At 73.7% G+C, this 24910-nt stretch carries 18 protein-coding genes; 11 read left to right on the top strand and 7 right to left on the bottom strand.

What is annotated here, in order from left to right:
• Positions 1-4: 4 nt before the first annotated feature.
• From dnaJ to dnaK, 3 genes are all read right to left on the bottom strand, one after another.
• Complete coding sequence (gene dnaJ, locus AB0F58_RS04965; RefSeq protein WP_357137996.1) at positions 5-1183, bottom strand: molecular chaperone DnaJ; 1179 nt, start codon at positions 1181-1183, stop codon at positions 5-7.
• 85 nt (positions 1184-1268) lie between these two features.
• Positions 1269-1940, bottom strand: a complete 672-nt coding sequence (gene grpE / locus AB0F58_RS04970; protein ID WP_357137999.1) for a nucleotide exchange factor GrpE — start codon at positions 1938-1940, stop codon at positions 1269-1271.
• A 47-nt stretch (positions 1941-1987) separates the two neighbouring features.
• Positions 1988-3844 carry a molecular chaperone DnaK gene (gene dnaK / locus AB0F58_RS04975; RefSeq protein ID WP_357138002.1) on the bottom strand — a complete coding sequence of 619 codons (1857 nt, stop codon included), beginning with the start codon at positions 3842-3844 and terminating at the stop codon, positions 1988-1990.
• Between the two features lie 196 nt (positions 3845-4040).
• Here dnaK and AB0F58_RS04980 point away from each other — a divergent pair, with 196 nt between their 5' ends.
• Genes AB0F58_RS04980 through AB0F58_RS04990 form a run of 3 tightly spaced genes read left to right on the top strand, consistent with a single transcriptional unit; the run spans position 4041 to position 8786 of the window.
• Positions 4041-5843: a GTPase domain-containing protein gene (locus tag AB0F58_RS04980; RefSeq protein ID WP_357138005.1), complete on the top strand. Its 1803-nt coding sequence runs from the start codon at positions 4041-4043 to the stop codon at positions 5841-5843.
• A 5-nt stretch (positions 5844-5848) separates the two neighbouring features.
• Complete coding sequence (locus AB0F58_RS04985; RefSeq protein WP_357138717.1) at positions 5849-7528, top strand: GTPase; 1680 nt, start codon at positions 5849-5851, stop codon at positions 7526-7528.
• Between the two features lie 46 nt (positions 7529-7574).
• Positions 7575-8786, top strand: a complete 1212-nt coding sequence (locus AB0F58_RS04990; RefSeq protein ID WP_357138008.1) for a hypothetical protein — start codon at positions 7575-7577, stop codon at positions 8784-8786.
• Between the two features lie 99 nt (positions 8787-8885).
• Here the strand turns inward: AB0F58_RS04990 and AB0F58_RS04995 are convergent, their stop codons facing one another.
• Positions 8886-9803, bottom strand: a complete 918-nt coding sequence (locus AB0F58_RS04995) for a hypothetical protein (RefSeq protein ID WP_357138012.1) — start codon at positions 9801-9803, stop codon at positions 8886-8888.
• Complete coding sequence (locus tag AB0F58_RS05000) at positions 9800-10864, bottom strand: SPFH domain-containing protein (protein ID WP_357138015.1); 1065 nt, start codon at positions 10862-10864, stop codon at positions 9800-9802. The genes AB0F58_RS04995 and AB0F58_RS05000 overlap by 4 nt, the downstream gene beginning before the upstream one ends.
• A 72-nt stretch (positions 10865-10936) precedes the next feature.
• Between AB0F58_RS05000 and AB0F58_RS05005 the strand changes: the two genes are divergently transcribed.
• Complete coding sequence (locus AB0F58_RS05005) at positions 10937-11623, top strand: NUDIX domain-containing protein (protein WP_357138017.1); 687 nt, start codon at positions 10937-10939, stop codon at positions 11621-11623.
• 45 nt (positions 11624-11668) lie between these two features.
• Here AB0F58_RS05005 and AB0F58_RS05010 read toward each other — a convergent pair whose 3' ends face one another.
• The gene (locus tag AB0F58_RS05010; RefSeq protein ID WP_357138020.1) at positions 11669-12277 is read right to left on the bottom strand and encodes a phosphatase PAP2 family protein; all 609 of its coding nucleotides are present in this window, start codon (positions 12275-12277) and stop codon (positions 11669-11671) included.
• A 145-nt stretch (positions 12278-12422) separates the two neighbouring features.
• On the opposite strand from AB0F58_RS05010, the gene AB0F58_RS05015 reads away from it, so the two are divergent.
• The 6 genes from AB0F58_RS05015 (at position 12423) to AB0F58_RS05040 (ending at position 20646) form a co-directional block, all read left to right on the top strand.
• A complete protein-coding gene (locus tag AB0F58_RS05015) occupies positions 12423-12998 on the top strand; it encodes a hypothetical protein (protein WP_357138023.1) in 576 nt (191 codons plus the stop codon).
• A 599-nt stretch (positions 12999-13597) separates the two neighbouring features.
• A complete protein-coding gene (gene pdhA / locus AB0F58_RS05020; RefSeq protein WP_357138025.1) occupies positions 13598-14779 on the top strand; it encodes a pyruvate dehydrogenase (acetyl-transferring) E1 component subunit alpha in 1182 nt (393 codons plus the stop codon).
• On the top strand, positions 14779-15768 hold the full coding sequence (locus AB0F58_RS05025) for an alpha-ketoacid dehydrogenase subunit beta (protein ID WP_357138027.1): 990 nt from the start codon (positions 14779-14781) through the stop codon (positions 15766-15768). The genes pdhA and AB0F58_RS05025 overlap by 1 nt, the downstream gene beginning before the upstream one ends.
• 5 nt (positions 15769-15773) lie before the next feature.
• Entirely contained in the window at positions 15774-17240 is a 1467-nt protein-coding gene (locus AB0F58_RS05030; RefSeq protein WP_357138720.1) for a dihydrolipoamide acetyltransferase family protein, read from the top strand.
• Positions 17241-17456: 216 nt separating this feature from the next.
• A complete protein-coding gene (locus tag AB0F58_RS05035) occupies positions 17457-17600 on the top strand; it encodes a hypothetical protein (protein ID WP_357138030.1) in 144 nt (47 codons plus the stop codon).
• 343 nt (positions 17601-17943) lie between these two features.
• Positions 17944-20646, top strand: a complete 2703-nt coding sequence (locus tag AB0F58_RS05040; RefSeq protein ID WP_357138033.1) for a hypothetical protein — start codon at positions 17944-17946, stop codon at positions 20644-20646.
• Between the two features lie 88 nt (positions 20647-20734).
• On the opposite strand, the gene AB0F58_RS05045 is transcribed toward AB0F58_RS05040, so the two are convergent.
• On the bottom strand, positions 20735-22351 hold the full coding sequence (locus tag AB0F58_RS05045) for an RICIN domain-containing protein (RefSeq protein WP_357138036.1): 1617 nt from the start codon (positions 22349-22351) through the stop codon (positions 20735-20737).
• Positions 22352-23055: 704 nt separating this feature from the next.
• Between AB0F58_RS05045 and AB0F58_RS05050 the strand changes: the two genes are divergently transcribed.
• Positions 23056-24894 carry an NHL domain-containing thioredoxin family protein gene (locus AB0F58_RS05050; RefSeq protein WP_357138039.1) on the top strand — a complete coding sequence of 613 codons (1839 nt, stop codon included), beginning with the start codon at positions 23056-23058 and terminating at the stop codon, positions 24892-24894.
• The last annotated feature ends 16 nt before the right edge of the window (positions 24895-24910 follow it).

Here is a 24910-nt window from a genome sequence, read left to right on the forward strand (position 1 = left end):
ACTGCTAACTGAAGCGACGCACCCGCGCGTCGAGATGTTCCCGGGCCGCCGGCGGGGTGTGCGCGGCGAACGTCTCCAACGCCGTCCGGGCCTCGTCGGAGAGCCGGGCCGGTACCACCACGTCCAGGGTGACCAGCAGGTCACCGGCCTGCCCGTCGCGGCGGACCACGCCCTTGCCCCGGGCCCGCAGGACCCGTCCGCCGGGCGTGCCCGGCGGCACCCGCAGGGTCACCGCGCCGTCCAGCGTGGGCACCCGCAGGTCGGTGCCGAGCGCCGCCTCCGCGAAGGTGATCGGCACGGTCAGGGTCAGGTCGTCCCCGGTCCGCCCGAACAGGTCGTCGGGACGCACCTTCACGTGTACGAAGAGGTCGCCCGCCGGACCGCCGCGCTCACCCGGCTCGCCCCGGCCGGCCAGCCTGATCTTCTGCCCGTCGGCCACCCCGGCAGGAAAACGGACATTCAGCGTACGGGTCTTGGTGACCCCGCCGGTGCCCCGGCACTCGGGGCACTTCTCCTCGACGATCGAGCCGACGCCCTGGCAGGCGCGGCACGGCTCGGCGAAGCTGAACGACCCCTGGTTGCGGTTCACCATGCCCGAGCCGTTGCAGTGGGAACAGGGCACCGGCCGGGTACCGGGCTTGGCCCCGTCCCCGTGGCAGGTGTCGCAGACCCCCGGCGCGCGCAGGGTCAGCGGGAGGGTCACCCCGCGGACCGCGTCGTCGAAGTCCAGCGCGACCTCGGCCTCGACGTCCCGTCCCCGGGCCGGGCCACGCGGTCGCGCGGGGCCGGCCCCGCCGCCGCCGGGGAACACCGAACCGAACAGGTCGGACAAGTTGGCGCCGCCGAACCGGCGGTCACCACCACCCGCGCCGCCGAACAGGTCGGACACGTCGAACGGTGCCCCGCCGCCGCCCGCGCCCCGGGCGTTGCGCCGGAACGCGCCCGAGCCGAAGAGCGCCCGCATCTCGTCGTACTCCCGGCGTCGCTTGTCGTCGGAGAGCACGTTGTACGCCTCGGAGGCGGCCTTGAACCGTTCCTCCGCCCCGGGGTCGTCCGGGTTGTGGTCCGGGTGGGACTCCCGGGCCAGTTTCCGGTACGTCTTCTTGATGTCGTCCGAGGAGGCGGACTTGTCCACGCCGAGCACGGCGTAGAAGTCCTTCTCCAGCCAGTCCTTGGAACTCACCGATCCACCCCCTTCCACCCGACGTGTACCGGTCCTCCCGGCCACCCGGTGCGGGCGGCCGGGAGGACCCGGTCACGGTCTCGTACTACTCCGGATCGGCGACCGCGACCATCGCGGGCCGCAGCAGGCGCTCGCCGAGCTGGTAACCCCGGCGCATCACCTGGACGCAGGTCGGCTCGCTGACCTCGGCCGAGGTCTGGTGCGCGACCGCCTCGTGCCGGGTCGGGTCGAACGGGTCGCCCTGCTCACCGAAGACGGTGAGCCCGAACTTGCCCAGCGCGGTGGTCAGCTGCTCGGCCACCGTGCCGAAGGGCCCCACCAGATCGCCGTGCTCACGCGCCCGGTCGAGGTCGTCGAGGATCGGCAGCAGCGCGGTGAGCACCGCGCCGGTCGCCTGCTCGCCCACCAGGGCCCGGTCCCGCTCCACCCGCTTGCGGTAGTTGGCGTACTCGGCCGAGACCCGTTGCACGTCCCGGGTGCGTTCCTCCAGCTCCGCCCGGAGCGCCGCCAGCTCGGCCCCGAGCGGGACGGCCGGACCGCCGTCGGCGGGCGGCGCCGGGGAGTCCACCACCGGTGCGCCGTCCGAGGCGGTCTCGTCGAGGGTCGACTCGACCTCGTCGACCACCACCTCGGCCTCCTCGACCAGGCCCGCCGAGGAGTCGGGTCCGTCCCCGCCCGGGTCGGCCGGCGTCCCGGAGTCACCCGGCACCGAACCGGGGGTCTCCTCCGGGTCGACGGCTCGTGGCTTGTCCGTCATGCGGCTACCTCAATCCCTCTGCCGTGGGTTCGTGACGAGGTGGGATGTCACTTCTTCCCGTCCTCGTCGACGATCTCGGCGTCGACCACGTCGTCGGCACCGGCCTGGGCACCGCCCGGCGCGCCACCGGCTGCCCCGGCCGCGCCCGGCTGCTCGCCCTGCTCACCCTGCTGCTGCGCGTACAGCAGCGAACCGGCCTGCTGGGAGACCTGCGCGAGCCGCTCGTGGGCCGACTTGATCTTCTCGATGTCCTGACCACCGAGCGCGCCACGCAGCTCGCCGAGCGCCTCGTTGATCTGGTCGCGGCTCTCGCCGGGCAGCTTGTCGCCGCTCTCGGCGAGGAACTTCTCGGTCTGCCACTGGAGCGCCTCGGCCAGGTTGCGGGCCTCGGCGTCCTCGCGGCGGCGCTTGTCCTCCTCCGCGTGCTCCTCGGCGTCCCGGCGCATCCGCTCGATGTCGTCCTTCGGCAGCGACGAGCCGCCGGTGATGGTCATCTTCTGTTCCTTGCCGGTGCCCAGGTCCTTGGCGTGCACGTTCACGATGCCGTTGGCGTCGATGTCGAAGGTGACCTCGATCTGCGGCACGCCGCGCGGGGCCGGCGGGAGCCCGGTCAGCTCGAAGGTGCCGAGCTTCTTGTTGTAGGCCGCGATGTCCCGCTCGCCCTGGAAGACCTGGATCAGCACGGACGGCTGGTTGTCGTCGGCGGTGGTGAACACCTCGGACCGCTTGGTCGGGATGGTGGTGTTCCGCTCGATCAGCTTGGTGAAGATGCCGCCCTTGGTCTCGATGCCCAGGCTCAGCGGGGTCACGTCGAGCAGCAGGACGTCCTTGACCTCGCCCTTGAGCACACCGGCCTGGAGTGCGGCACCGACGGCGACGACCTCGTCCGGGTTGACGCCCTTGTTGGGCTCCTTGCCGGTGAGCTGCTTGACCAGGTCGGTCACGGCCGGCATCCGGGTCGAGCCGCCGACCAGGATCACGTGTTCGACGTCGGAGACCTTGATCCCGGCGTCCTTGACGGCCTGCTCGAACGGGCCCTTGCAGCGGTCCAGCAGGTCCTGCGTCATCCGCTGGAACTCGGCGCGGCTGAGCGTCACGTCCAGGTGCAGCGGGCCGGCCGCCCCGGCGGTGATGTACGGCAGGTTGATGTTGGTGTTGGTGGCGGCGGAGAGTTCGATCTTCGCCTTCTCGGCGGCCTCGCGGAGCCGCTGGAGGGCCATCTTGTCCTGGCCCAGGTCAATGCCGTGCTCGCCCCGGAAGGTCTTCACCAGGTGGTCGATGATCCGCTGGTCCCAGTCGTCGCCACCGAGCTGGTTGTCACCGCTGGTGGACTTGACCTCGACGACGCCCTCGGCCAGCTCCAGCAGGGAGACGTCGAAGGTGCCACCACCGAGGTCGAAGACCAGGACGGTCTGCTCCTTGGAGCCCTTGTCCAGCCCGTACGCCAGGGCGGCGGCGGTCGGCTCGTTCACGATCCGCAGCACGTTGAAGCCGGCGATCTCGCCGGCCTCCTTGGTGGACTGACGCTGGCCGTCGTTGAAGTACGCCGGGACGGTGATCACCGCGTCGGTGATCTGCTCGCCCAGGTACGCCTCGGCGTCCCGCTTCAGCTTCATCAGCGTCCGGGCCGAGATCTCCTGCGGGGTGTACTTCTTGCCGTCGATGTCGACGGTCCAGTTGGTGCCGATCTCCCGCTTGACCGACCGGATCGTCCGGTCCGGGTTGGTCACCGCCTGACGCTTGGCGACCTCGCCGACGAGCACCTCGCCGTTGCGGGCGAACGCGACGATCGACGGGGTCGTACGCGAGCCCTCAGCGTTGGCGATGACGGTGGGCTCACCGCCCTCGAGAACGCTGACGCAGGAGTTCGTCGTGCCGAGGTCGATACCGACCGCACGTGCCATCTTCGCTTCCTCGCTTCGTAACGTTGAGCAGGTGACGGGCACCGCCCGGAGAGCACCCACCGCAAGTTGAGTGGACTTGACTCAATAGTGCCACGCCCGCCGCGATCGTCAAGTCGGGGTTGAGCCGCCCCGACGCAACCCTTAACCCGGGGACCCGCTGTTGTCTTCCCTTGCACCGGTCGGGCACGCTTTAGCGGTGACGACGCCCGGGGAACCCGTGACCCAACCCGGCGCGCCCGCCGTCGCCGCCCGCACCGGCCCGGACACCGCCGCGGAGGACCCGCCCGGCACAACCGGGAGCGCCCTGCCGGCCGCCCTCGCCGGCCTGCGCGCCGCGACCGTGGCCGCCCGGTTCCCGCTCAACCTGCCCACCGCCGAACCGGCCCGGCGCAACGCCGCCGCCCTCGCCGACCAACTCGACGACTACCTGCTGCCCCGGCTCGCCCGGCTCGACGCCCCGCTGCTGGTCGTGGTCGGCGGATCCACCGGCGCGGGCAAGTCGACCCTGGTCAACAGCCTGGTCCGGGCCCGGGTCAGCGCCGCCGGGGTGCTCCGGCCCACCACCCGGTCGCCGGTGCTGGTCTGCAACCCGGCCGACTCGGTCTGGTTCCGTCAGGGTGAGCTGCTGCCCGGCCTGACCCGGACCGGCGAGCCCAGCGAGGACCCGCGCGCGCTGCAACTGGTCACCGCGCCCGCGCTCCCGCCCGGCCTGGCCTTCCTGGACGCGCCGGACATCGACTCGGTGGTCGACGCCAACCGGGCGTTGGCCGGGCAGCTCCTCGCCGCCGCCGACCTCTGGCTCTTCGTCACCACCGCCGCCCGGTACGCCGACGCGGTCCCCTGGGAGCTGCTGCACAACGCCCGGGCCCGGGGGGCGGCCATCGCCCTCGTCCTGGACCGGGTGCCCCCGGAGGCCGTCGAGGAGGTCTCCGCGCACCTCGCCGAGATGCTCGCCACCCACGACCTCGGCGCGGCGCCGCTCTTCGTCCTGCCCGAGACGCAGGTCGACGGCCAGGGGCTGCTGCCCGCTCAGGTGACCGCCCCGCTGGCTGAGTGGTTCGCCCGGCTCGCCGCCGACGCCGAGGCCCGTGCCGCCGTGGTCCGGCAGACCCTCGACGGCGCGCTCGCCGCCCTCGGACCGATCACCGGAACTCTCGCCGAGGCCGCCGACGAGCAGGTCACCGCCGCCGACGCGCTCGACGACCGGGTCCGGGCCGCGTACCGGGGTGCCCGGCGCACCGTCGAGCAGGGCCTCTCCGACGGTCGGCTGCTCCGGGGTGAGGTGCTGGCCCGCTGGCAGGAGTTCGTCGGCACCGGGGAGTTCTTCCGCACCCTGGAGGCGCGGATCGGTCGGCTCCGCGACCGGATCGTCGCGACGGTCACCGGACGACCGGCCCCCGCCAGCGAGCTGCGCGACGCCATCGAGTCCCAACTGGTCACCCTGCTGCGCGGGGTGGCCGCCGAGGCGGCCGAGAGCGCGTACACCGGGTGGCGGGCCCACCCGGCCGGCACGGCGCTGCTCGAACCGGAGCTGGTGCATCCCTCCGCCGACCTGCCGGACCGCGCCGAGCGGCTGGTCCGCGACTGGCAGCGGGGCGTGCTGGAGCTGGTCCGCACCGAGGGCGGGGACAAGCGCTTCGTCGCCCGGACGGCGGCGTACGCGGTCAACGCCACCGGCCTCGCGGTGATGATCGCCGTGTTCGCCTCGACCGCCTTCGTGCCGACCGGACTGGAGGTGGCCACCGGTGCGGGCACCACGGTCGCCGCGCAGGCCGTGCTCCAGGCGATCTTCGGTGACCAGGCGGTCCGCAACCTCGCCCGCCGTGCCCGGAGCGACCTGCTGGAACGGGTCGACGCACTGCTCGACGAGGAGGCCGCCCGCTTCCTCGCCCGTACCGCGAGCGCCCGGCCCGAGGCGGACACCGCCGCGACGCTGCGGGCCGCCGCCGCGCGGGTGGCCGACGCCCGGGAGCGCGGCGACCTGGACGTGACCCGGTGACCGGGATGGTCGGCCGGATGCGGGAGGCGCTCCGGGGCGGGCGGCGGGTCGACCCGGACGAGTTGATCACGCGTCTCGACGCGGTCCGCCGGTTCCTCGCCGCGGTCGACGGCCACCTCCCCGACGAGCGGCTCGTCCCGGCGCACACCCTCGTCGAACGGGCCGGCACCCGACTCGCCCTCTCCCGCGACCACACCGTGGTGGCCCTGGCCGGGGCGACCGGCAGCGGCAAGTCCAGCCTGTTCAACGCGCTCGCCCGGTTGGACCTCTCCCCGGTCGGGGTCCGCCGGCCCACCACCGGCGTGGCGCACGCCTGCGTCTGGGGACCGCTGGACGGCGCGAACCGCCTGCTCGACTGGATCGGCGTGCTGCCCCGGCACCGGTTCATCCGGGAGAGCGCCCTGGACGGCGACGACGAGTCCGCCCTGCACGGCCTGGTCCTGCTCGACCTGCCCGACTTCGACTCGGTCCAGCAAGCCCACCGGCTGGAGGTGGACCGGCTGCTCGGCCTGGTCGACCTGGTCGTCTGGGTGGTCGATCCGCAGAAGTACGCCGACCGGCTGGTGCACACCGGGTACCTGCGCGAGTTCCACCGGCACCGGGACGTCACCCTGGTCGTGCTCAACCAGGCCGACCGGTTGGCCCCGGCCGAGCTGCCCCGGGTCCTCGACGACCTGCGCCGGCTGCTCGACGCCGACGGCCTGCCCGGGGTGCCGCTGCTCGCCACCACCGCCGTGGACCGCTCCGGCACCACCGAGCTGCGGGCCAGCCTGGAGTCGACGGTCGCCGAGCGGCAGGCGTCCCTGCGCCGGCTGGCCGGCGACGTCGACACCGTCGTGGAGCGCCTCGGCGACCTGGTCGGCCCGGAGGCAGCCGGTACCGGGCCGGACGCCACCGGCACCCGTGCCCTGACCAGTGCGCTCGCCGGGACGGCCGGGGTGCCGGCGGTGACCGCGGCGGTCGAGGGGGCGTACCGGCACCGGGCGGCGGGTGTCACCGGCTGGCCAGTGGTGCGCGGCTGGCGTCGCCTGCGACCGGACCCGCTGCGCCGACTGCACCTGCCCGGCACGGGTGGCACGACCGACGAGCCGACGGAGCAGCCGGTCGCCGCGACCTCCGTACCCGATCCGACCGCCGCCCAGCGTTCGGCGCTGGGGCTGGCCGTCCGGGCGGTGGCCGAGCGGGCCGGAGGAGACCTGCCGGGGCCCTGGCCGGCGGCGGTCACCGGTGCGGCGCGGTCCCGCCTCGGCGACGTACCGGACGCACTGGACCGGGCGGTCGCCGGCACCGACCTCGGCGTGCCGGAACGGCCCCTGTGGTGGCGGCTGGTCGGCGCGCTCCAGTGGCTGGTGACCCTCACCGCCGTCGCCGGACTGGCCTGGCTGGTGCTCGGGTACGCGTTGCGCGCTCTCGGGCTGCCCGATCCGGACGAGCCGATGGTCGGCGAGGTGCCCCTGCCGTCGCTGCTGCTTCTCGGCGGGCTGCTCGTCGGACTGCTGGTCGCGGCGGTGACCCGGCCGGTCGTCCGCTGGGCGGCCCGGCGCACCCGGCTCCGCGCGGAGCGACGGCTCACCGCCGCCGTGGCGGAGGTCGGCGAGGAGCACGTGCTGACCCCGGTACGCGCGGTGCTCAGCTCGTACGCCGACGCCCGGGACGCACTGCGGGTGGCGGCCGGAAAGAAGTGATCCCGGCCTTCCTCCCGCCGGGGTTTCGGCGGCGTAGGGTCGATCCATGGCCACGACTCACACCCCCTACGACGCGGTACTGCACGCAGCCCGCGACGTGAGCCGGCTCGACTGTGCCCTCGACGCCGAGATGCTCGGCACGGCGCTGCTCGGCAGCGTCTACTCGGTCGCGGAGTCCGACCGCAGCACCGCCGTACGGGAGTTCGTCAGCGGTTTCCTCGCCGCCACGTCCCGCCGCCGGACCGCCTCGGCCACCACCATCCGGCAGGTCTTCGCCCGGCTCGTGCCGGACGCCGAGGGCGCCGACCGGGTCAAGCCCGGCGCGCAGGCCCCGGCCTGGTCCGACCAGCTCGGTCGGGTGCACCTCACCGGCTGCTGGGCCTACGGCGACGTGTACGGCGACCAGACCTCCTACCTCGCCACCTTCGCGTACGACGAGACGGCCGGCGGGCCGGAGCACGCCATGGTCGCCCTGGTCGACCACAACATCGGCATCACCAAGGACATCTTCGTCGGCGGACCGGCCGAGCGGATCCTGGAGCAGGTCCGGCAGATGTGCGCCACCGACGAGCTGACCTGGTTCCGGACGGAGGACCCGGCCCGGCTGCACAGCGAGGTGTCCCGCCACCTGGCGGTCACCGACGACCTCGGCGACCTGCCCGGCGAGGGGTCCCTCGCCACCGACCGGACGATCGCCGGAGCCCGGCTGGCGCTGCTGCCCCGCCCGGTCCGGGCCCCGGTCGACCCGGAACCGCTCACCCCGGCGGAGCGCACCGAGCTGGTACGCCAGTTCCTCGCCTCGCCGGAGGCCGCCCGGTTCGGTCTGGACGCCATGGACGGCCCCGAGCTGGCGTCCCTGCACTTCTGCCTGAGCCTGCTGCTGGACCACGCGGCCAGCTTCCCGGACGCCGACCCGCTGCGGTGGAGCCCGATGGTGGCCGAGCTGTTCCTGCTCGACTGGGTGCACCGGCGCGCCGTGCTGGACATGGACGACGCCGCCCTGCTCCCGCGAGTGCTGCGCGGCTGGGCCGGGTACGCCGCCCGGCGACGCGGCCTGCCCGAGCCGGCGGCCAGCCAGACGGACACCGCGATCGAGGAGATGGTCCCGGAGTTCGCCCGGCTCTACAGCACCGGTGAGCGACGCAGTCCCGCCACGGCGGCGGTCGCCCAGCTGATGGCCGACGGTGTCGACCCCGACGATCCGGAGGCCCTGGACGCCTGGATCGAGGCCAACCGCCACCACCTCACCGACGACTGACTCCCGCTCCGGGGCGCCACCCGGGACCCCTCTGTCGCTTCCTGCCGCGCCGGGTCCCCGGCCACCGACCGACCGCCCCGCCGCCGCCACCGGGCGGGACTACCGGGCCCCGGTGACCAGGGTCAGGTGGCGGGCGGCGACGGAGAGGGTGATCCGCTGGCCCCAGGCCAGGGTGAGCCGGTCCGCCTCCAGGCCGTCGGCGAAGGCGACCATGCCCTCGGACTCGGTGGTCAGTTCCAGGGTGTCGTCCGCGCCCAGCCGACCGGCGGTGAGGCTGGCTCCGGTGGCCGGGGACGGCCAGGCCTCCCGGACGAACCAGCAGAGCGCCGACTCGTCCGGGGTGGGCAGCCGGGGCGGGTCCGGACGGTCCCGGGCGATCGACGCGCACCAGCCGGTCGCTCCGGTGCCGCTGCCCGCCACCAGCCCGGAGGAGGACTGCCGCTCCCGGCGGGTCCGCCCGTCGGCGGTCTCGGCGAGCAGGTAACGGGCGGACTGGTGGGAGACGTGTCCGACGTACACCTCGTTGAGACCGACCAGTTCCTGTCCGTCGTCGAGAAGGGCGCGCACCATGGTCCGCCGTTCGGTGGCGGCCCGCCCGGCGACGACCGCCCGGAGCAGGTCGGCCACCTGGGCGGGGGCGGAGCGGACCAGGACACCGGCGTTGCGGCCGGGATCGGGGTCGACCCCGACGACCGGTTGCCGGTCGAGGTACTTGGCGACGTTGGCGACCAGCCCGTCCGGGCCGACCGCGACCACGACGTCCTCCGGGGCGAAGAGGAAGCGGGGCAGGTCGTCCCGGTCGACCGAGCCACGCCGCCAGTCGGCCGGAACGGCCGCACCGACCGTGGTCAGCGCGGTGTGGAGCAGTTCGTGCCGGTGGATGACCTCGGCCAGGTCACCGCCCCGGGCCTTCAGGTACCAGGCCGCCGCGGCATGGGTGCCGTGCCGGGTGAGCAGGCCGTCCAACTCGCTGCGACGGCTCACCACGACGACCCGGGGGGCCAGGGTGGCGCTCACCGGTCGGTCCCGCCGAGCCGGGTCAGCAGGTCGGTGAGCAGGTCCGGGGTGACGGTGAGCTGACCGATCTGCGGCAGCTTCCCGGCCAGCTCGCGCACCGCGAGGGCGTGCAGCACCTCGACCGGGAGCTGGGCGTACGCGGCCAGCCGGGCCGCCTCCGCCTCGGCCTCGGCCCGGCCGAGCGCGCGGACCCCGTCGGCCTTCGCGGCGGCGAGGACGCGCTCCTTCTCGGCCTCGGCGGTGGAGAGCACCCGGGCGCGGTCGGCGGCGGTCGCGTTGGCGACCTTCTCGCGTTCCGCCTTGCCCTGGGCGGCGGCGAGGTCGGCGGCGGCGTCCAGTTCCGCGCGGCGGCGGTTGTTCGCGCCGTGCTGCTCCACGAGCTGCTGTTCCCGGCGGGCCAGCTCGATCTTGTTCTGGAGTTCGTTCTCCGCGATCGAGCGTTCCTGCTCGACAGCCTGGGCCCGGCGGGCGTACGTGGCCCGGTCGGCCTCGACCTGCACCGCCTCGCGGGTGGGGGTCTGGAGTGCCCGTTCCAGCTCGGGTTCGGGGCGGATGGCGACCACCCGGGCACTGACCACGGTGACCCCGACGTCGACGAGTCGGGGTTCGGCGCCGAGGGCAGCCGAGACCGCCTCCCGGACTCCGGCGATGGTGGTGAGCGCCTCGGCCAACGGCACCCGGGCGAGCAGGTCGAGGGCGGGTTGCTGGGCCAGTTCGGCGAGGAGCGTGGCGACCTGGTCCAGCGGTCGCGCCCGCGCCGCGCCGGTACGGGGGTCGATGGAGAAGTCGAGGCGGGTGGCGGCCAGCGCCGGGTCGGCCACCCGGTAGGTCACCGTGGCCTGCACGGTGACGTCGGCGAAGTCCCCGGTCCGGGCGTGGAAGAGCAGGGGCAGCTCCCGGTCGTCGACCGGGACCTCACTGAGCACGGCGTGCAGTGGCCGGTACCAGAAGGACAGGCCGGTGCCCTCCCGCCGGACCCGGCCACCGGTGGAGTGCCGGACCCAGCTCGTCGGAGTGCCGCGCAGGTGTCGCAGGAAGAGCCGCCGCGAGACGTCAGCCATGCCGTCCTCCCCTTTTTCGTCTCCACGACGATAAAGCTTCTGGTACTTTATCGTCAAGGTGGTGATAAATACATGGCCGACTACCCTCCGTTCGCGGTGACCGCCGACCTGGTGGTGCTGACCGTGCGCGCCGACGAGCTGCACGTGCTGCTGGTCCGTCGGGGGGTTCCGCCGTACGAGGGCTGCTGGGCGTTACCGGGCGGGTTCGTGGGCATCCACGAGGACCTGTTCGACGCGGCGGCCCGCGAGCTGACCGAGGAGACCGGCCTGCCCGAGCCGGCCGGGCACCTGGAGCAGCTCGGCACGTACGGTCACCCCACCCGGGACCCGCGCGGCCGGGTGGTGACCGTCGCCTGGCTCGCCCTCCTGCCGGACCTGCCGACCCCGGTGGCCGGTTCCGACGCAGCCGCCGCCGACTGGCTGCCGGTCAACCGGATCGACCGGGCGCGGCTCGCCTTCGACCACGGCCGGATCCTGGCCGACGGGCTGGAACGGGCCCGGGCCAAGCTGGAGTACACGCCACTGGCGACGGCCTTCTGCCCGGCCGAGTTCACCGTCGCCCAGGTGCGCGCGGTCTACGAGACGGTCTGGGACACCGCACTCGATCCGCGCAACTTCCATCGCAAGGTCACCGGCACCCCGGGGTTCGTCGAGTCGGTGGGACGGAGCACCGAGGGTGAGCGGGGCCGTCCGGCCCAGCTCTTCCGGCGCGGCCCCGCGACCCTGCTGCACCCGCCGATGCTCCGCCCGTCCACCTAGCCCTGGCCCGTCGGCCCGACCTCGCGCCTCGGCGCGCCGAGCAGGTCAGTGCAGGGGCGTGAAGACGGTGACCGCGACGAGGGCACCGAGGGCGGCACCGGCGACCACCTGGCCGACCGTGTGGTCGCCCAGGCGTACCCGCGACCAGCCCACCAGACCGAGCAGGGGCGCGCCGGCCAGCAGCCCCGGCCCGAAGGTCGACGCCAGGACGACCAGCGCTCCCCCGGCCACCGCCGAGTGGATCGACATCTTCCACCAGTGGCTCACCGACACCGCCACCACCAGCCCGACCACTCCGGCGGCCACCAGGGCGAGCACCGGTCGGGGTGCGCCGAGGGCGGCGAGCAGGGCGAGCCCGCCGGCGCTGGACGCGAGGCCGACCAGCAGCGGGATCCGGCGCTGCTCGCGGAGCCGGACGTGGTGGTCGGTCAGCCGGCCCCGGCGTACCCCGCCGAGGATGTAGGCGATCGGCACGCCACTGGCGAAGAGGGTGGCGAGCAGCCCCCAGCCCAGGCCGCCCAGACCGCTGCGGGCGCTGTGCCAGCCGACCGCGACCAGCAGGACGGTGACCAGCACCGCCGGGGCGGTGGCCTCGGTGACGATCCGCGCCAGCCACCCGCCCGTGCCGGGTCGTGCGGCACCGTCCGCGGTCACCGGCCGGTCGTCTGGCGTACTCAGGATCTGTCCTCACGTTCCGGGGCGAGGGCGGCCCGGCAGGCACCTCGTCGGCCGGTCGTGCGGTCGACGATCGGCGTGCGGTCGACGCCGGGGCCACCAGGACACCGGCCGGCAGGTCGCGGTGGACGGCGACGCGCGTCAGCGGACGGCGGACGCCGGGCCACCTCGGTGGTCGCCGAGCGTCACCGTACCGCCCGGAGCGGACGACGGTGCGGGAACGGGGGACGGCGTCGGCTCGACCGGATCGGGCGAGCAGGTCGAACCGGCCGGCTCGGCGCACGTGCTGCTCGGCGTCGGGGTGGGTTCCGGGGTCGGCGGGGGCTCCTGGCCCGGATCCGGGGACTCGGTCGGGGCCGGCGTCGGCGGCGTGGGGGCCACCGTCGGCCGGGTCGGCGCGGGCTTCGACGGGGTCGGCCGGTCCGGCGGTACGTCCGGGCGCTCGGACACGGAAGGTGACCCACTCCCGACCGGTACGGCGGACGGAACGCGGCCCGCCGAGCGGCTCGGGACGGGTACGACGGTCGGGGACGCCGGACCGGGCGGCCCGACCACCACCGGCCCCAGGGAGGGGGTGGGAAGGAACGGGGTACCGGCGTTCGGTGGCGTGGTGCCTCCCACGGTGGCCGAACCGGCACTGATCGCGGCGACGATCGGCATCGAGGCGGTGCCGGCGAGCAGGGCGACGGTGAACAGGTAGCCCCGTGCCGGGCCGGGGTGGCCCGGGGCGCGGTGCACACCGATGACCCGCCGGTAGCCGGTGGACCCGACGCCGCGATGCCGTCCGGACAGCGGAGGACCGGGACCGTCGTTCTCGGACACCGTGGCCCCCCCTCCTGGTCGGTCGCGAGGTGGAACGGGACGAGCCGCTCCCCGGCGGCCATTTCTCCCCCGAATCAGCCTGGACCAGTCACCCTCCGTCCGCCACCCTGCACAGCGTGTCGACACACCTGTTGTCCGATTCCCGGCCGGCCGACCCGCCGCAGCCTCCCCGGAGCCGGTGCGCGGACAGGCCGTCGTCGATCAGAGCGGGCGTAGTGTGGGCCCGCTCACCTCTCTCTGCGAATATGGACCCACGACGGCGACGCAGCCGTGGCCCCCGCACACCCGCGGAGGCTCGGCCGGCTGCCGTCGCTCCCGAACCGGGTTCGGCCAGAATCCGGCTCACGCCGCGCGGCAACCCCCACAAAGGGGCCAGGAGCGGCTGCCAGGAGACCCCTCGGCACCTGCCGGGCGGGCGCACGAGTTGCGCGGTCGGGCAATCCCCGGTGCCGGCGCAGACACGACAGGGAGAGACGGATGGCAAAGGGCGACCCCGGGGCCACCACCCGCAGCAGACGGGCGGCACCCAGATCCAAGCGGGCCGCGGCGAAGGGCGCCGACCCGGAGCTGGTGCAGTTGCTCACCCCCGAGGGTGAGCGGATCGAGAGCGTCATCGGACCGGACGGTGTCGAGTACCGCGTCGACTTCTCCGACGAGGAGTACCGCGGCCTCTACCGGGACCTGGTGCTGGTACGGAAGCTGGACGCCGAGGCGACCGCGTTGCAGCGGCAGGGCGAGCTGGGCCTCTGGGCCAGCCTGCTCGGCCAGGAGGCGGCCCAGGTCGGCTCCGGACGGGCGCTGCGCCCGCAGGACATGGCCTTCCCCACCTACCGGGAACACGGCGTCCTCTACTGCCGGGGCATCGACCCGATCATGCCGCTCGGCCTCTTCCGCGGTGTCGACCAGGGCGGTTGGGACCCGAACGAGTTCAAGTTCAACATGTACACGATCGTGATCGGGGCGCAGACCCTGCACGCGACCGGGTACGCGATGGGCGTCGCGATGGACGGCCGGACCGGCGGCGACGACGGCGAGGCGGTGATCGCCTACTTCGGTGACGGGGCGACCAGCCAGGGCGACGTCAACGAGGCGTTCGTCTGGGCCAGCGTGTTCAACGCGCCACTGGTCTTCTTCTGCCAGAACAACCAGTACGCGATCTCCGAGCCGCTGGAGCGGCAGACCCGCGTCCCGCTCTACCGCCGGGCCGGCGGCTTCGGCTTCCCCGGCATCCGGGTGGACGGCAACGACGTGCTCGCCTCGTACGCGGTGACCCGGCACGCGCTGGACAACGCCCGGAGCGGACAGGGCCCGAGCCTGATCGAGGCGTACACCTACCGGATGGGTGCCCACACCACCTCCGACGACCCGACCCGGTACCGGATCGCCAGCGAGGTCGAGGCCTGGCAGGCCAAGGACCCGATCGCCCGGATGAAGGCGTTCCTGGAGAAGCAGAAGATCGTCGACGCCGACTTCTTCGCCGAGGTCGACGAGCAGGCCCGCCGCGAGGCGGTACACCTGCGGGAACGGGTGCTGGCCATGCCGGACCCGGAACCGGTGACGATGTTCGACCACGTTTACCCCAACGGGTCTCCCGAGCTGGACGAGCAGCGGGCCCAGTTCACGAAGTACCAGGCGTCGTTCGAGGGAGGTGCCCACTGATGGCCACGGAGACGCTCTCCATCGGCAAGGCCCTCAACACCGGCCTGCGCCGGGCCCTGGAGCAGGACTCCAAGGTCGTCATCATGGGCGAGGACGTCGGCAAGCTCGGCGGCGTCTTCCGGATCACCGACGGGCTCCAGAAGGACTTCGGTGACCAGCGGGTGATCGACACCCCGCTGGCCGAGTCCGGCATCATCGGCACCGCGGTCGGCCTGGCCATCCGGGGCTACCGGCCGGTCTGCGAGATCCAGTTCGACGGCTTCGTCTACCCCGCCTACGACCAGATCGTGTCGCAGGTGGCGAAGATGCACTACCGCTCGCGCGGCAAGCTGAACATCCCGATGGTGATCCGCATCCCGTTCGGCGGGGGCATCGGCGCGGTGGAGCACCACTCCGAGTCGCCGGAGGCGTACTTCGCGCACACCGCCGGGCTGAAGGTGGTCTCCTGCGCCACCCCGCAGGACGCGTACGTGATGATCCAGCAGGCCATCGCCTCGGACGACCCGGTCGTCTTCCTGGAGCCGAAGCGGCGCTACTGGGAGAAGGGCCCGGTGGAGCTGGACGCCCCGCTGTCGGAGGCGTACCCGCTGCACGCGGCCCGGGTGGTGCGGCCCGGCACGGACGCCACCGTGCTGGCGTACGGCCCGATGGTGCGGACCTGCCTGGACGCGGCGACCGCCGCCGCCGAGGACGGCCGCGAGCTGGAGGTCATCGACCTGCGCACGCTCTCCCCGCTGGACCTGACCCCGGTGTACGACTCGGTACGCCGCACCGGCCGCTGCGTGGTGGTGCACGAGGCCCCGGGCAACCTGGGCCTGGGCTCGGAGATCGCGGCCCGGGTCACCGAGGAGTGCTTCTACTCCCTGGAGTCCCCGGTGCTGCGGGTGACCGGCTACGACATCCCCTACCCGGCGTCCCGGGTCGAGGAGGAGTTCCTGCCGGATCTCGACCGGGTGCTCGACGGCGTCGACCGCACCTTCGGCTGGTGAGCGGCATGTCGCGAATCAAGGAGTTCAACCTGCCCGACCTGGGCGAGGGGCTGACCGAGGGCGAGATCCTGGCCTGGCTGGTCAAGGTCGGGGACACCATCGAGCTGAACCAGCCGATCGTCGAGGTCGAGACGGCCAAGGCGGCGGTGGAGATCCCGGCAAAGTGGGCCGGGCAGGTGCGGTCGATCTTCCATCCGGAGGGTTCGACGGTCGAGGTCGGCACGCCGATCATCGCGATCGACACCGACCCGGGGGCCGGGCCGGTGGAGGAGCCGACCCCCACCCCGTCGGCCGCCGCGTTGGCCGCGGTGGACGTGGCACCGAGCGAGGGAGCGGTCGAGCCCGGCCTGATCGGTGGTCCCGCGCCGGGCGGCCGGACCGCGGTGCTGGTCGGCTACGGGCCGCGCAGCACGGCCGCCAAGCGCCGCCCCCGTAAGGCGACCACCCAGGTGCCGGCCCAGGCCACCCCGTCGGTGCCGGTGCAGCCGGTGGCCGTCGCGCCGGCGGTGCCGGTCGCCCGTACCGCCCCGGCCGTGCCCCACCCGGCCCCAGCGCCCAACGGGCACGGGTCGGCCGGTGCGCCAGTGCTGGCCAAGCCGCCGGTACGCAAGCTCGCCCGGGACCTCGGGGTCGACCTCACCACGGTGACCGGGTCCGGACCGCTCGGCTCGATCACCCGGGAGGACGTCCAGCGGGCGGCGGACGGGGCCGTCCCGGCGGCGTCGGGCGCGCAGGCCGCCCCGGCGACGACCACGGCGGCGGCTTTCGGCGCGGACCGCGAACGGCGCATCCCGGTCAAGGGAGTGCGCAAGCTCACCGCCGAGAACATGTCCGCCTCGGCGTTCACCGCCCCGCACGTCACGGAGTTCCTGACCGTGGACGTCACCCGGGCGATGAGGGCGTTGGACCGGCTTCGCGCCCGGCGGGAGTGGCGGGACGTCCGCGTCTCGCCGCTGCTGCTGGTCGCCAAGGCGGTGCTGCTGGCGGTCCAGCGGCACCCGATGGTCAACTCGACCTGGGCCGGCGACGAGATCGTCGTCAAGGAGTACGTCAACCTGGGCATCGCGGCGGCCACCGAGCGCGGCCTGATCGTGCCGAACATCAAGGACGCGGGGCGGCTCTCGCTGCGGGAGCTGGCCGACGCGATGACCGCCCTGGTGCAGACGGCGAAGGCGGGGAAGACCTCTCCGGCCGACATGTCCGGCGGCACGCTGACCATCACCAACGTCGGGGTGTTCGGAGTGGACACCGGTACGCCGATCCTGCCCCCGGGCGAGTCGGCCATCCTGGCGTTCGGCGCGGTCCGCGACCTGCCCTGGGTGCACAAGGGCAAGGTCAAGCCGCGTCAGGTGACCACGCTGGGCCTCTCCTTCGACCACCGGATCATCGACGGCGAGCTCGGGTCGAAGTTCCTGCGGGACATCGGTGACTTCCTGACCGATCCGGAGGCGGCGCTGCTCGCCTGGACCTGACACGTCCACGGCCACGACGGCCGGTGCGCCGGGGGTTACTCCCGGCACACCGGCCGTTACCGTGAGACCACTGGAAACCTCGGCTCAACCCCCCGTCAACCTTCGATTGTTCGGCCGGTGTCTCAGCTCACCTTTGAATCGTTGGAATTTGGCGTTGGTCTGCGCTTGAATAGAGGCACGACGGGCTGACAACCGAATAGCCAGGAGGAGAGACCCATGAGCATGATCGACCGCATCCGCAGCCGCCGCGACGCCAACCGCCGCGCCCGTGCCATCGAGCACGCGCTGCGTTCCGCCAACTCGCCCGCGGTCCGCGACGAGATCATCGCGATCGCCCAGCGTCACATGACCCTGCGCTGACGGCGACGCCTTCTCCTCTCCTCCAGACCGACGACCCGCCCGGAACCCGGGCGGGTCGTCGGCTTTCAGACCCTTCGGCACCGGGATTCCGCCCTCGTACGAGCGCCCGGTACGGTGGGGCACGGTCGTTCCCGCCCCTGCCGGAGGGTGCCGGTCGGATAGAAACCGCTCGACACCGCACGGCGACGCAAAGTGACGGTCGGTGCTCCCAGAGCGCCACGGGCGGCCACCGGATACGGTGCGGGGAAGCGCGGCACGGCCCGGCCAGCCGGCTGTGCCGGCGAGCAAGCCGGCGGCACCCGAGCGGCGTCGGCGGCCGACATGTGATGGAGGAGGCGCAGCCATGACGTCCGAGGGCCCGCACCACCCCGGCCAGGAGCCGGACGAGGTGTCGCCGGGCGCCGGTGGATCGGCGCCGTACGGCGACCGGTCAGCGCAGCAGGAGAACGGGTACGGCACAGCCGCCCCCGACCTGGGCTGGGCACCGCCACCGCCGGCCGCGCGACCGAACCCCCCCGCTCCGGCATGGAGCGCGCCCGGTGAGGCGCCGCCGACCGTGGGATGGAAGGCACCCGGCGAATCCCAGCCCGGCCCGTGGGGGCCGCCGGGAGGACCGGGCCAGCCGCCGTGGGGTGGCCCCGCTGGGCAAGCCCAGCCGGGCACCTGGAACCCCCAGGCCGAGCAGCAGCAGCCGACCACCGCCTGGGCCCCCGTACCCCAGGCCCCGCCCCGGGGCGAGTCCCCGCAGGAGGGTGGGGCGCAGCCCGGCTGGGGCGCGCCGGGCGAGTCCCCCGCACAGAACTGGCCGGGTCCGGGCGCCGCGCAGCAGTCGTGGCCGGCACCCCCCGGCGAGCAGCCGTCAGCCCGCGGTCCACAACAGCCCGCGCCCTGGGGGCCGGCCGGCGACCAGCCGCCGACCGCCTGGAGCCCGCAGGGCACCCCGCCGCAGCCGGCGGCCTGGGGCCAGCAGAACGAGCAGCCGGCCGAGTGGGGCACGCAGGGCGAGCAGCCGCAGCCGGGCGACTGGGGCCGGGCTCCCGGTCCGCAGCCGGGCGAGCAGCCTCCGGTGGCCCGGGGCGCGGCATCCGTCCGCCCCCCGGCTGATCCGCAGCCGGCTCCCTGGGGCCCGCCCCCCGTTCCGCAGCCCGGCGGCCAGCAGTCCCCACCGTGGAGCCCCGCCGACGAGCAACCGCCGACGGCCGCCTGGGGCGCCGCGTCCGTGCCGCACCAGTCGGAGCCGGCGCAGTCCGGCTGGGACACGCCGGGCGACCAGCCCCGACCGACCGAGGCCTGGCCGCCGGCCGAGCCGCCCGCGCCGCCGGCCCGCGCCACCGCATCGGTGGGCCGCGCCGACGTCCCGGCCTGGGGCGCCGGAGCCGTCCGCCCCGGTGACGACGCCGTCCCCGCCCGTCCGGTCGTACCGGAGGGGGAGCCGTGGTCGGCCGACGAGGTGTGGGGCAAGGCCGGATCCGATCCGGCCCCGGCGGAGCCCGCCCCGGCGGGCTGGGAACCGTCCCGCGCCGAGAACGCGCCGGTCTACCAGCCGGCACCGGGGCCGGGCATCTCGCCCGCCAACGCCGTTCCGCTGCCGCCGCAGGAGGCGCGGGTTCCCGGCGCCAGCCTGGCCGCGTCGCCCCCGACCGACTACGCGCCGCCGGCACCGTTCGCCGCGCCGGCCGACCAGCCGTCCTACGGTGAGCAGGCCGGGCGCGAGAGCGGGTACGACGCGCAACCGGGCGACGCCTGGGGAGCCGAGGCCGCCCAGGCCGGTGCGCAGGTCATCCCGCACCCGCGTACCTCACCCGAGTCCACCGGAGGCGACGCCGGTGGCAGCGTCTCGGCCAGCGCCTCCGTGCCGGTCGCCAGCCGGGTGCTGCCCCCGGCCGACCAGGCCCTGCAACAGCCCTCCCTGCCGGCCCCGCAGCCCCGGGTCTACGGCCGACCGGCCCGGCCCGCCGACGGTCCGGACCAGGCCGATCACGGCGGTCAGCCGGAACCCCACCGGTTCGGCCCGGACGGCGACACCGGTGGTCGGTTCGACGGCGAGCCCGAGTCCCGGTTCGACGGCGGCCCGCGTTTCGACGGCGGTGCCGACCCCCGCTTCGACAGCGGCCCGCGTTTCGACAGCGGGCCGGGTGACCGCTTCGACGCCGGTCACGGCGAGCGTTTCGACGGCGGACCGGCGGACCGCTTCGACGGCGGGATGGGCAACCGCTTCGACAGCGGGCCGGGGGATCGTTTCGACGGTGGCCCGGGTGACCGCTTCGACGGTCCGGGACGGTTCGACACCGGACCGGGTCCCCGGTTCGACGAGCGCGACCAGCAGCACGACCGGCCCGGCTTCGGGGACGCCCCGGCCGCCGCCGCGTCCGCGCCGCCCGTTCCCCAGCCGGCACTGCCCCCCTTCCCGTCCGGTGTGCCCACGTTCAACGACCCGGTGACCAACCAGCGCCCGGTCAACGGCACGAAGCCGCACGGCGAGCCGAGCCGTTCCGGTGACCGCTACGGCGGGTCGGCGGCACCGGTCAGCCCCGGCGCCATGGGCCACGACCCGGGCCACGGCGCTCCGGAGGCCACCCGGGGCTTCCCGGCGGCCTTCCCGACCCCGGGCGACCAGCCGGAGCGTCCACTCTGGGACCTGGGCGACGCGCCCCAGGGCGACCAGGGCCGGTTCGACGCCTTCAAGCCGGACGCGACCGAGAGCAAGCCGGCCGAGCCGCCGACCCCGAAGGTCCGCAACGGACGGGTACTGATGGCGGTGCTCACCGCGGCGGTGCTCATCCTGGTCGTGCCGCTCGGTGCGCTCTGGGCGCTCGGCAAGCTCGGCGGCTCGGACGAGCCCGCCTTCAACCCGGCCGTCGGTTCCTGTGTCAAGCAGGCCGGTGACGGCGCGGTGGCGGCCGACTGCGGCGAGCAGGGTGCGTACAAGGTCGTCTCGAAGGTGGACGACAAGACCAAGTGCACCGACCCGACCCAGCCGCGCGTCGACCTGCGCGGTACCTCCCCCACCCGGGTGCTCTGCCTCGGACCGGCCACGGCCGGCTGAGGACCGAACGACGACGTGCGGCGGACCCTCCGGTCCGCCGCACGTTCCGTTTGCCCCGACCGGTGGAGGTCCGGGCCATCGGCTCCGGTCAGGCGGTCCGGTTGGTCGTCCAACGCTGGGTCGGCTGGGTCGTGGAGCAGGTGGCCAGTTCCAGTGCGACGAGCGCGCCGGTGGACGCCCCCACCGACTGGACACAGAGGCCGGACGAGGCCTTGATGTGGTACGTCAACCCGGTCAGCCCGGTGAAGGTCCACCGCTGCGCGGCAGCGCCGGAACAGGTCGCCTGCACCACGGGGGTACCGGCGGTGGTCGCGCCGCCGAGCGGGGTGAGGCACTTCAGGCTGTGGTTGTTGGTCAGGGTGTAGGTGCCGCCGGTGGCCGAGGTCATCTTCCACTGCTGGTTGGCCTCGCCGTTCTGCGGCCACTGGATGACGGTGGCGTTGTCGGCCTCGCTGAAGCCGAGCACGTCGATGGCGAGGTTGGCGCCCGAGCCGTCCACCACGTCGTTGGCGAAGATCATCGTGGCGCCGTTCTCGACCTCACCGGCCGGGGCCGTACCGCTGTTGGTGGTGACACTGAGCGACTGTGAGTCCGCCGACGTACGGGTGACACCGCCGTAGGTGACCCGCTGCCGGACGTTGTAGGTGGCCGTGGTGTTCGTGGGCAGGCCGGTCAGCCGCACCGACGTGCGCCAGCCGGGCACGGTGGCCACCACCGTGCCGTTCCGCAGCACCTGGTAGTCGACGGTGTGACCGGAACCGACCGGCTTCATGCTCGGCAGGTAGCTGAGCACCAGCGAGCTGCCCTCCACGTCGGTGGCCCGCAGCACCTGCGGGGGCAGGGCCGGGATCGTGGTCATCGGCGACACCGAGCTGCCCGCCTGGAGGTACAGGCTGTCGGTCGCGGCGTTCCAGTGCGTCGGCAGGTAGCTGCCCTGCGGGTTGACGGCGAAGTAGTCGTCCCGGCCGCAGTCGAGCAGCCGCACGGCGAGCGGGTCGGTGCAGACCGTCGGCGAGTCGCTCTGGCAGAGCGTCTCGTTGCCGTCGGTGCAGTGCCCGCCGCCGTCGAAGTGCGGAGCGTCCGCCTGGACGCCGCCCAGGGCGTGAGTCAGCTCGTGGGTGAAGGTGTGCCCGGTGAAGCAGGAGGGCTGGAAGGCGACCCAGGACGTCACGCTGTTGCGCTGGTTGCCGGTGCCCGGCGCGCTCGGGCTCGTGATCGGCTCCGAACTCGCGCCGGCGCAGTTCACCCGGTGGTTCTCGAACAGGATCAGGTAGTTCCGGTTGTCGGCGTCGTACCCCACCGACCGGAGGTGCGGGACCAGGTTGTCGGCGGCGTCGGTACCCGCCGGCACCTGCACCTGGTCGATGGTCAGGTGGCACCCGGTGCTGCCGGTCAGGAACCGGATCCACCGCTGCGCGCCGTCGCGCCGGGCGCTGTCGTTGACGTTCTGCTGGGCCACCCAGGCCGCCGCCCGGATCGCCGGCTCGCGCTCGGCGAACCGGCTGCTGCCCGGCTCGTACGCGTAGAGCACCTGCACCCGATGGCCGCTGCTGCCGTTGTCGACGCACTGGAGGGGTGGTGCCGCCGCTGTCCCACCGGGAACGGCACCGGCCGGTGCGGTCGGTGCGACCACGAGCCCGACAGCCACCGTCATCACCGCCGCGAGCGCCCCCGCCAGGCGGCCGTGCCTTCCTGCCTGCTTCATCCGGCATCCTCTCCCCGTGGCTCCGACGGCACTGCCGGCTCCTCCACACTGAGGACACGCAGTGATCAAAGCCATCACGAAAATCCCACGTAACGATTAATGGGATTGTCAGCGCGTCGATGCTAGTCGATAAATATCGGCGCGAGCAGCGCCACGAGAGATGCCCCACAACGGCGACCGGCGACGACGTCGGGTCTGTTCTGGATGACGGGAAACCCGTTGCGGACCTGACGCACCTCGACCGTCCGACGGGGCGTTCCGCCCCCAGCTTGACCTGGGACGATCGACTCACGCCAAGCAGAGGGGACCGAACCAGCACAGGGGACGATCGATCGAGCTACGGCCACATGACCGACCGTCGTGCCCCATTTGCACATTCAGTCGCATTGATATATACGTCTGCATGGCCGCCCGTACTCACGGCCTCGAACCGGCCCGGAACCTCCGACCCGACGCCTGGACTCCGCCGCACGCACCTCACCCTGAGCTACATCCGCCCTGAGGATGCGCCGGCCGCGATGTCGCCGCTCTGCGGGGCCTGCCGGTCATGACGCTTGCCGAGGCATCACCTCTGGGCGCTGTGCGCCAGACAGCAAGAAGCGCCCGCCCCGGTGAGGGACGGGCGCTTTCGCGCCCGGCAGGCCGAGGGTCGTCGGATCACGGCGTCCGCGTTCGCTCCGGGCTGGCATGGCAGGCTGACAGACATGGGAACGACACCGCGCGTCCGTGCACCCGAACTGAGGGGCCGCCAGTGGTTGAACACCGGCGGACGGAATCTGACCCTGCGGGACCTCCGCGGTCGCATTCTGATCTTGGATTTCTGGACCTTCTGCTGCATCAACTGCCTGCACGTGCTGGACGAGCTGCGCCCGCTGGAGGAGAAGTACGGCGACGTGCTGGTCGTCGTCGGCGTGCACTCCCCGAAGTTCGAGCACGAGAAGGACCCGGACGCCCTCGCGGCGGCGGTCGAGCGGTACGGGGTGCACCACCCCGTCCTCGACGACCCCGAGTTGGACATGTGGCAGCAGTACGCGGCGAAGGCGTGGCCGACCCTGGCGGTCGTCGACCCCGAGGGGTACGTGGTCGCCACGATGGCCGGTGAGGGCCACGCCGAGGGGCTGGCCCGGCTGATCGACGAGCTGATCGCCGTACACGAGGCCAAGGGGACGCTGCACCGGGGCGACGGGCCGTACGTGCCGCCGGTGGAACCCGAGACGACCCTGCGCTTCCCCGGCAAGGCCGTGCTGCTCGACGGCGGGAACCTGCTGGTGTCGGATTCGGCCCGGCACTCGCTGGTGGAGCTGGCCCCCGACGGTGAGACGGTGGTCCGCCGGATCGGCACCGGTGCCCGGGGCAGCGCCGACGGGCCGGCCGGCACCGCCTCCTTCTCCGAGCCGCAGGGCCTCTGTCTGCTGCCCGCGCAGGTCGCCGAGGTCGCCGGGTACGACCTGGTGGTCGCGGACACCGTCAACCACCTGCTGCGCGGGGTGCGCCTCGACAGCGGTGAGGTGGTCACCGTCGCCGGCACCGGCCGGCAGTGGCGCTCGACGGTCGACGACCACGCGCACGACGCCCGCTCCATCGACCTCTCCTCCCCCTGGGACCTGGCCTGGTACGAGAACCGGCTCGTCGTCGCGATGGCCGGCATCCACCAGCTCTGGTGGTTCGACCCGATCAAGCGGACCGCCGGCATGTACGCGGGCACCACGGTCGAGGCGCTGCGGGACGGTCCGGTGGCCGAGGCGTGGATGGCGCAGCCCTCCGGGCTCTCCGTCTCGGCCGACGGCCGGCGGCTCTGGGTGGCCGACAGCGAGACCAGTTCCCTCCGCTACGTCGAGAACAGCGTTCTGGGTACGGCGGTCGGGCAGGGGCTCTTCGACTTCGGGCACGTCGACGGTGCGGCCGACCAGGCGCTGCTCCAGCACCCGCTCGGCGTGTGCGCGCTGCCCGACGGCTCGGTGCTGGTCGCCGACACGTACAACGGTGCGGTGCGGCGCTTCGATCCGGAGACCCGGACGGTCTCGACGGTCGCCGACGGGCTCGCCGAGCCGAGTGACGTGGTGCTGACCCCGGCCGGTGACGTCCTGGTGGTCGAGTCGGCCGCGCACCGGCTGACCCGGCTCGCTCCGGGTGCGCTCTCGGCGGTCGGGGCGAGCACGGTGGACGGCCCCCGGCACCGGACCGAGCGCCTGCCCACCGAGATCGCCGCCGGCGAGGTGACCCTGGACGTGATCTTCACGCCCCCGCCCGGTCAGAAGATGGACGAGAGCTTCGGCCCGTCGACCCGGCTGGTGGTCTCGGCCTCCCCGCCGGAGCTGCTGACGGAGGGCGCCGGCACCGGCACCGACCTGTCCCGCCGGCTGGTGGTGGACCCGGCCGTCCGCGCCGGGGTGCTCCAGGTGACCGCCCAGGCAGCCACCTGCGACGTGCACGACGAGCACGGCGCGTGCCACCTGACCCGGCAGGACTGGGGCGTGCCGGTACGGGTGGTCGACGACGCCCCGGCCCGGCTCCCGCTGGTGCTGCGCGGGCTGGACGCCTAGCTGTCGCGCGGCAGGG

Source organism: Micromonospora sp. NPDC023956 (assembly GCF_040639195.1).
Classification (GTDB): domain Bacteria; phylum Actinomycetota; class Actinomycetes; order Mycobacteriales; family Micromonosporaceae; genus Micromonospora.

Excerpts from the sequence above, each read along its gene's own strand:
- grpE (WP_357137999.1), bottom strand. The coding sequence starts at position 1,940 with ATGACGGACAAGCCACGAGCCGTCGACCCGGAGGAGACCCCCGGTTCG.
- dnaK (WP_357138002.1), bottom strand. The coding sequence starts at position 3,844 with ATGGCACGTGCGGTCGGTATCGACCTCGGCACGACGAACTCCTGCGTC.
- AB0F58_RS04985 (WP_357138717.1), top strand. The coding sequence starts at position 5,849 with ATGGTCGGCCGGATGCGGGAGGCGCTCCGGGGCGGGCGGCGGGTCGAC.
- AB0F58_RS04990 (WP_357138008.1), top strand. The coding sequence starts at position 7,575 with ATGGCCACGACTCACACCCCCTACGACGCGGTACTGCACGCAGCCCGC.
- AB0F58_RS05000 (WP_357138015.1), bottom strand. The coding sequence starts at position 10,864 with ATGGCTGACGTCTCGCGGCGGCTCTTCCTGCGACACCTGCGCGGCACT.
- AB0F58_RS05005 (WP_357138017.1), top strand. The coding sequence starts at position 10,937 with ATGGCCGACTACCCTCCGTTCGCGGTGACCGCCGACCTGGTGGTGCTG.
- pdhA (WP_357138025.1), top strand. The coding sequence starts at position 13,598 with ATGGCAAAGGGCGACCCCGGGGCCACCACCCGCAGCAGACGGGCGGCA.
- AB0F58_RS05025 (WP_357138027.1), top strand. The coding sequence starts at position 14,779 with ATGGCCACGGAGACGCTCTCCATCGGCAAGGCCCTCAACACCGGCCTG.
- AB0F58_RS05030 (WP_357138720.1), top strand. The coding sequence starts at position 15,774 with ATGTCGCGAATCAAGGAGTTCAACCTGCCCGACCTGGGCGAGGGGCTG.
- AB0F58_RS05035 (WP_357138030.1), top strand. The coding sequence starts at position 17,457 with ATGAGCATGATCGACCGCATCCGCAGCCGCCGCGACGCCAACCGCCGC.
- AB0F58_RS05040 (WP_357138033.1), top strand. The coding sequence starts at position 17,944 with ATGACGTCCGAGGGCCCGCACCACCCCGGCCAGGAGCCGGACGAGGTG.
- AB0F58_RS05045 (WP_357138036.1), bottom strand. The coding sequence starts at position 22,351 with ATGAAGCAGGCAGGAAGGCACGGCCGCCTGGCGGGGGCGCTCGCGGCG.
- AB0F58_RS05050 (WP_357138039.1), top strand. The coding sequence starts at position 23,056 with ATGGGAACGACACCGCGCGTCCGTGCACCCGAACTGAGGGGCCGCCAG.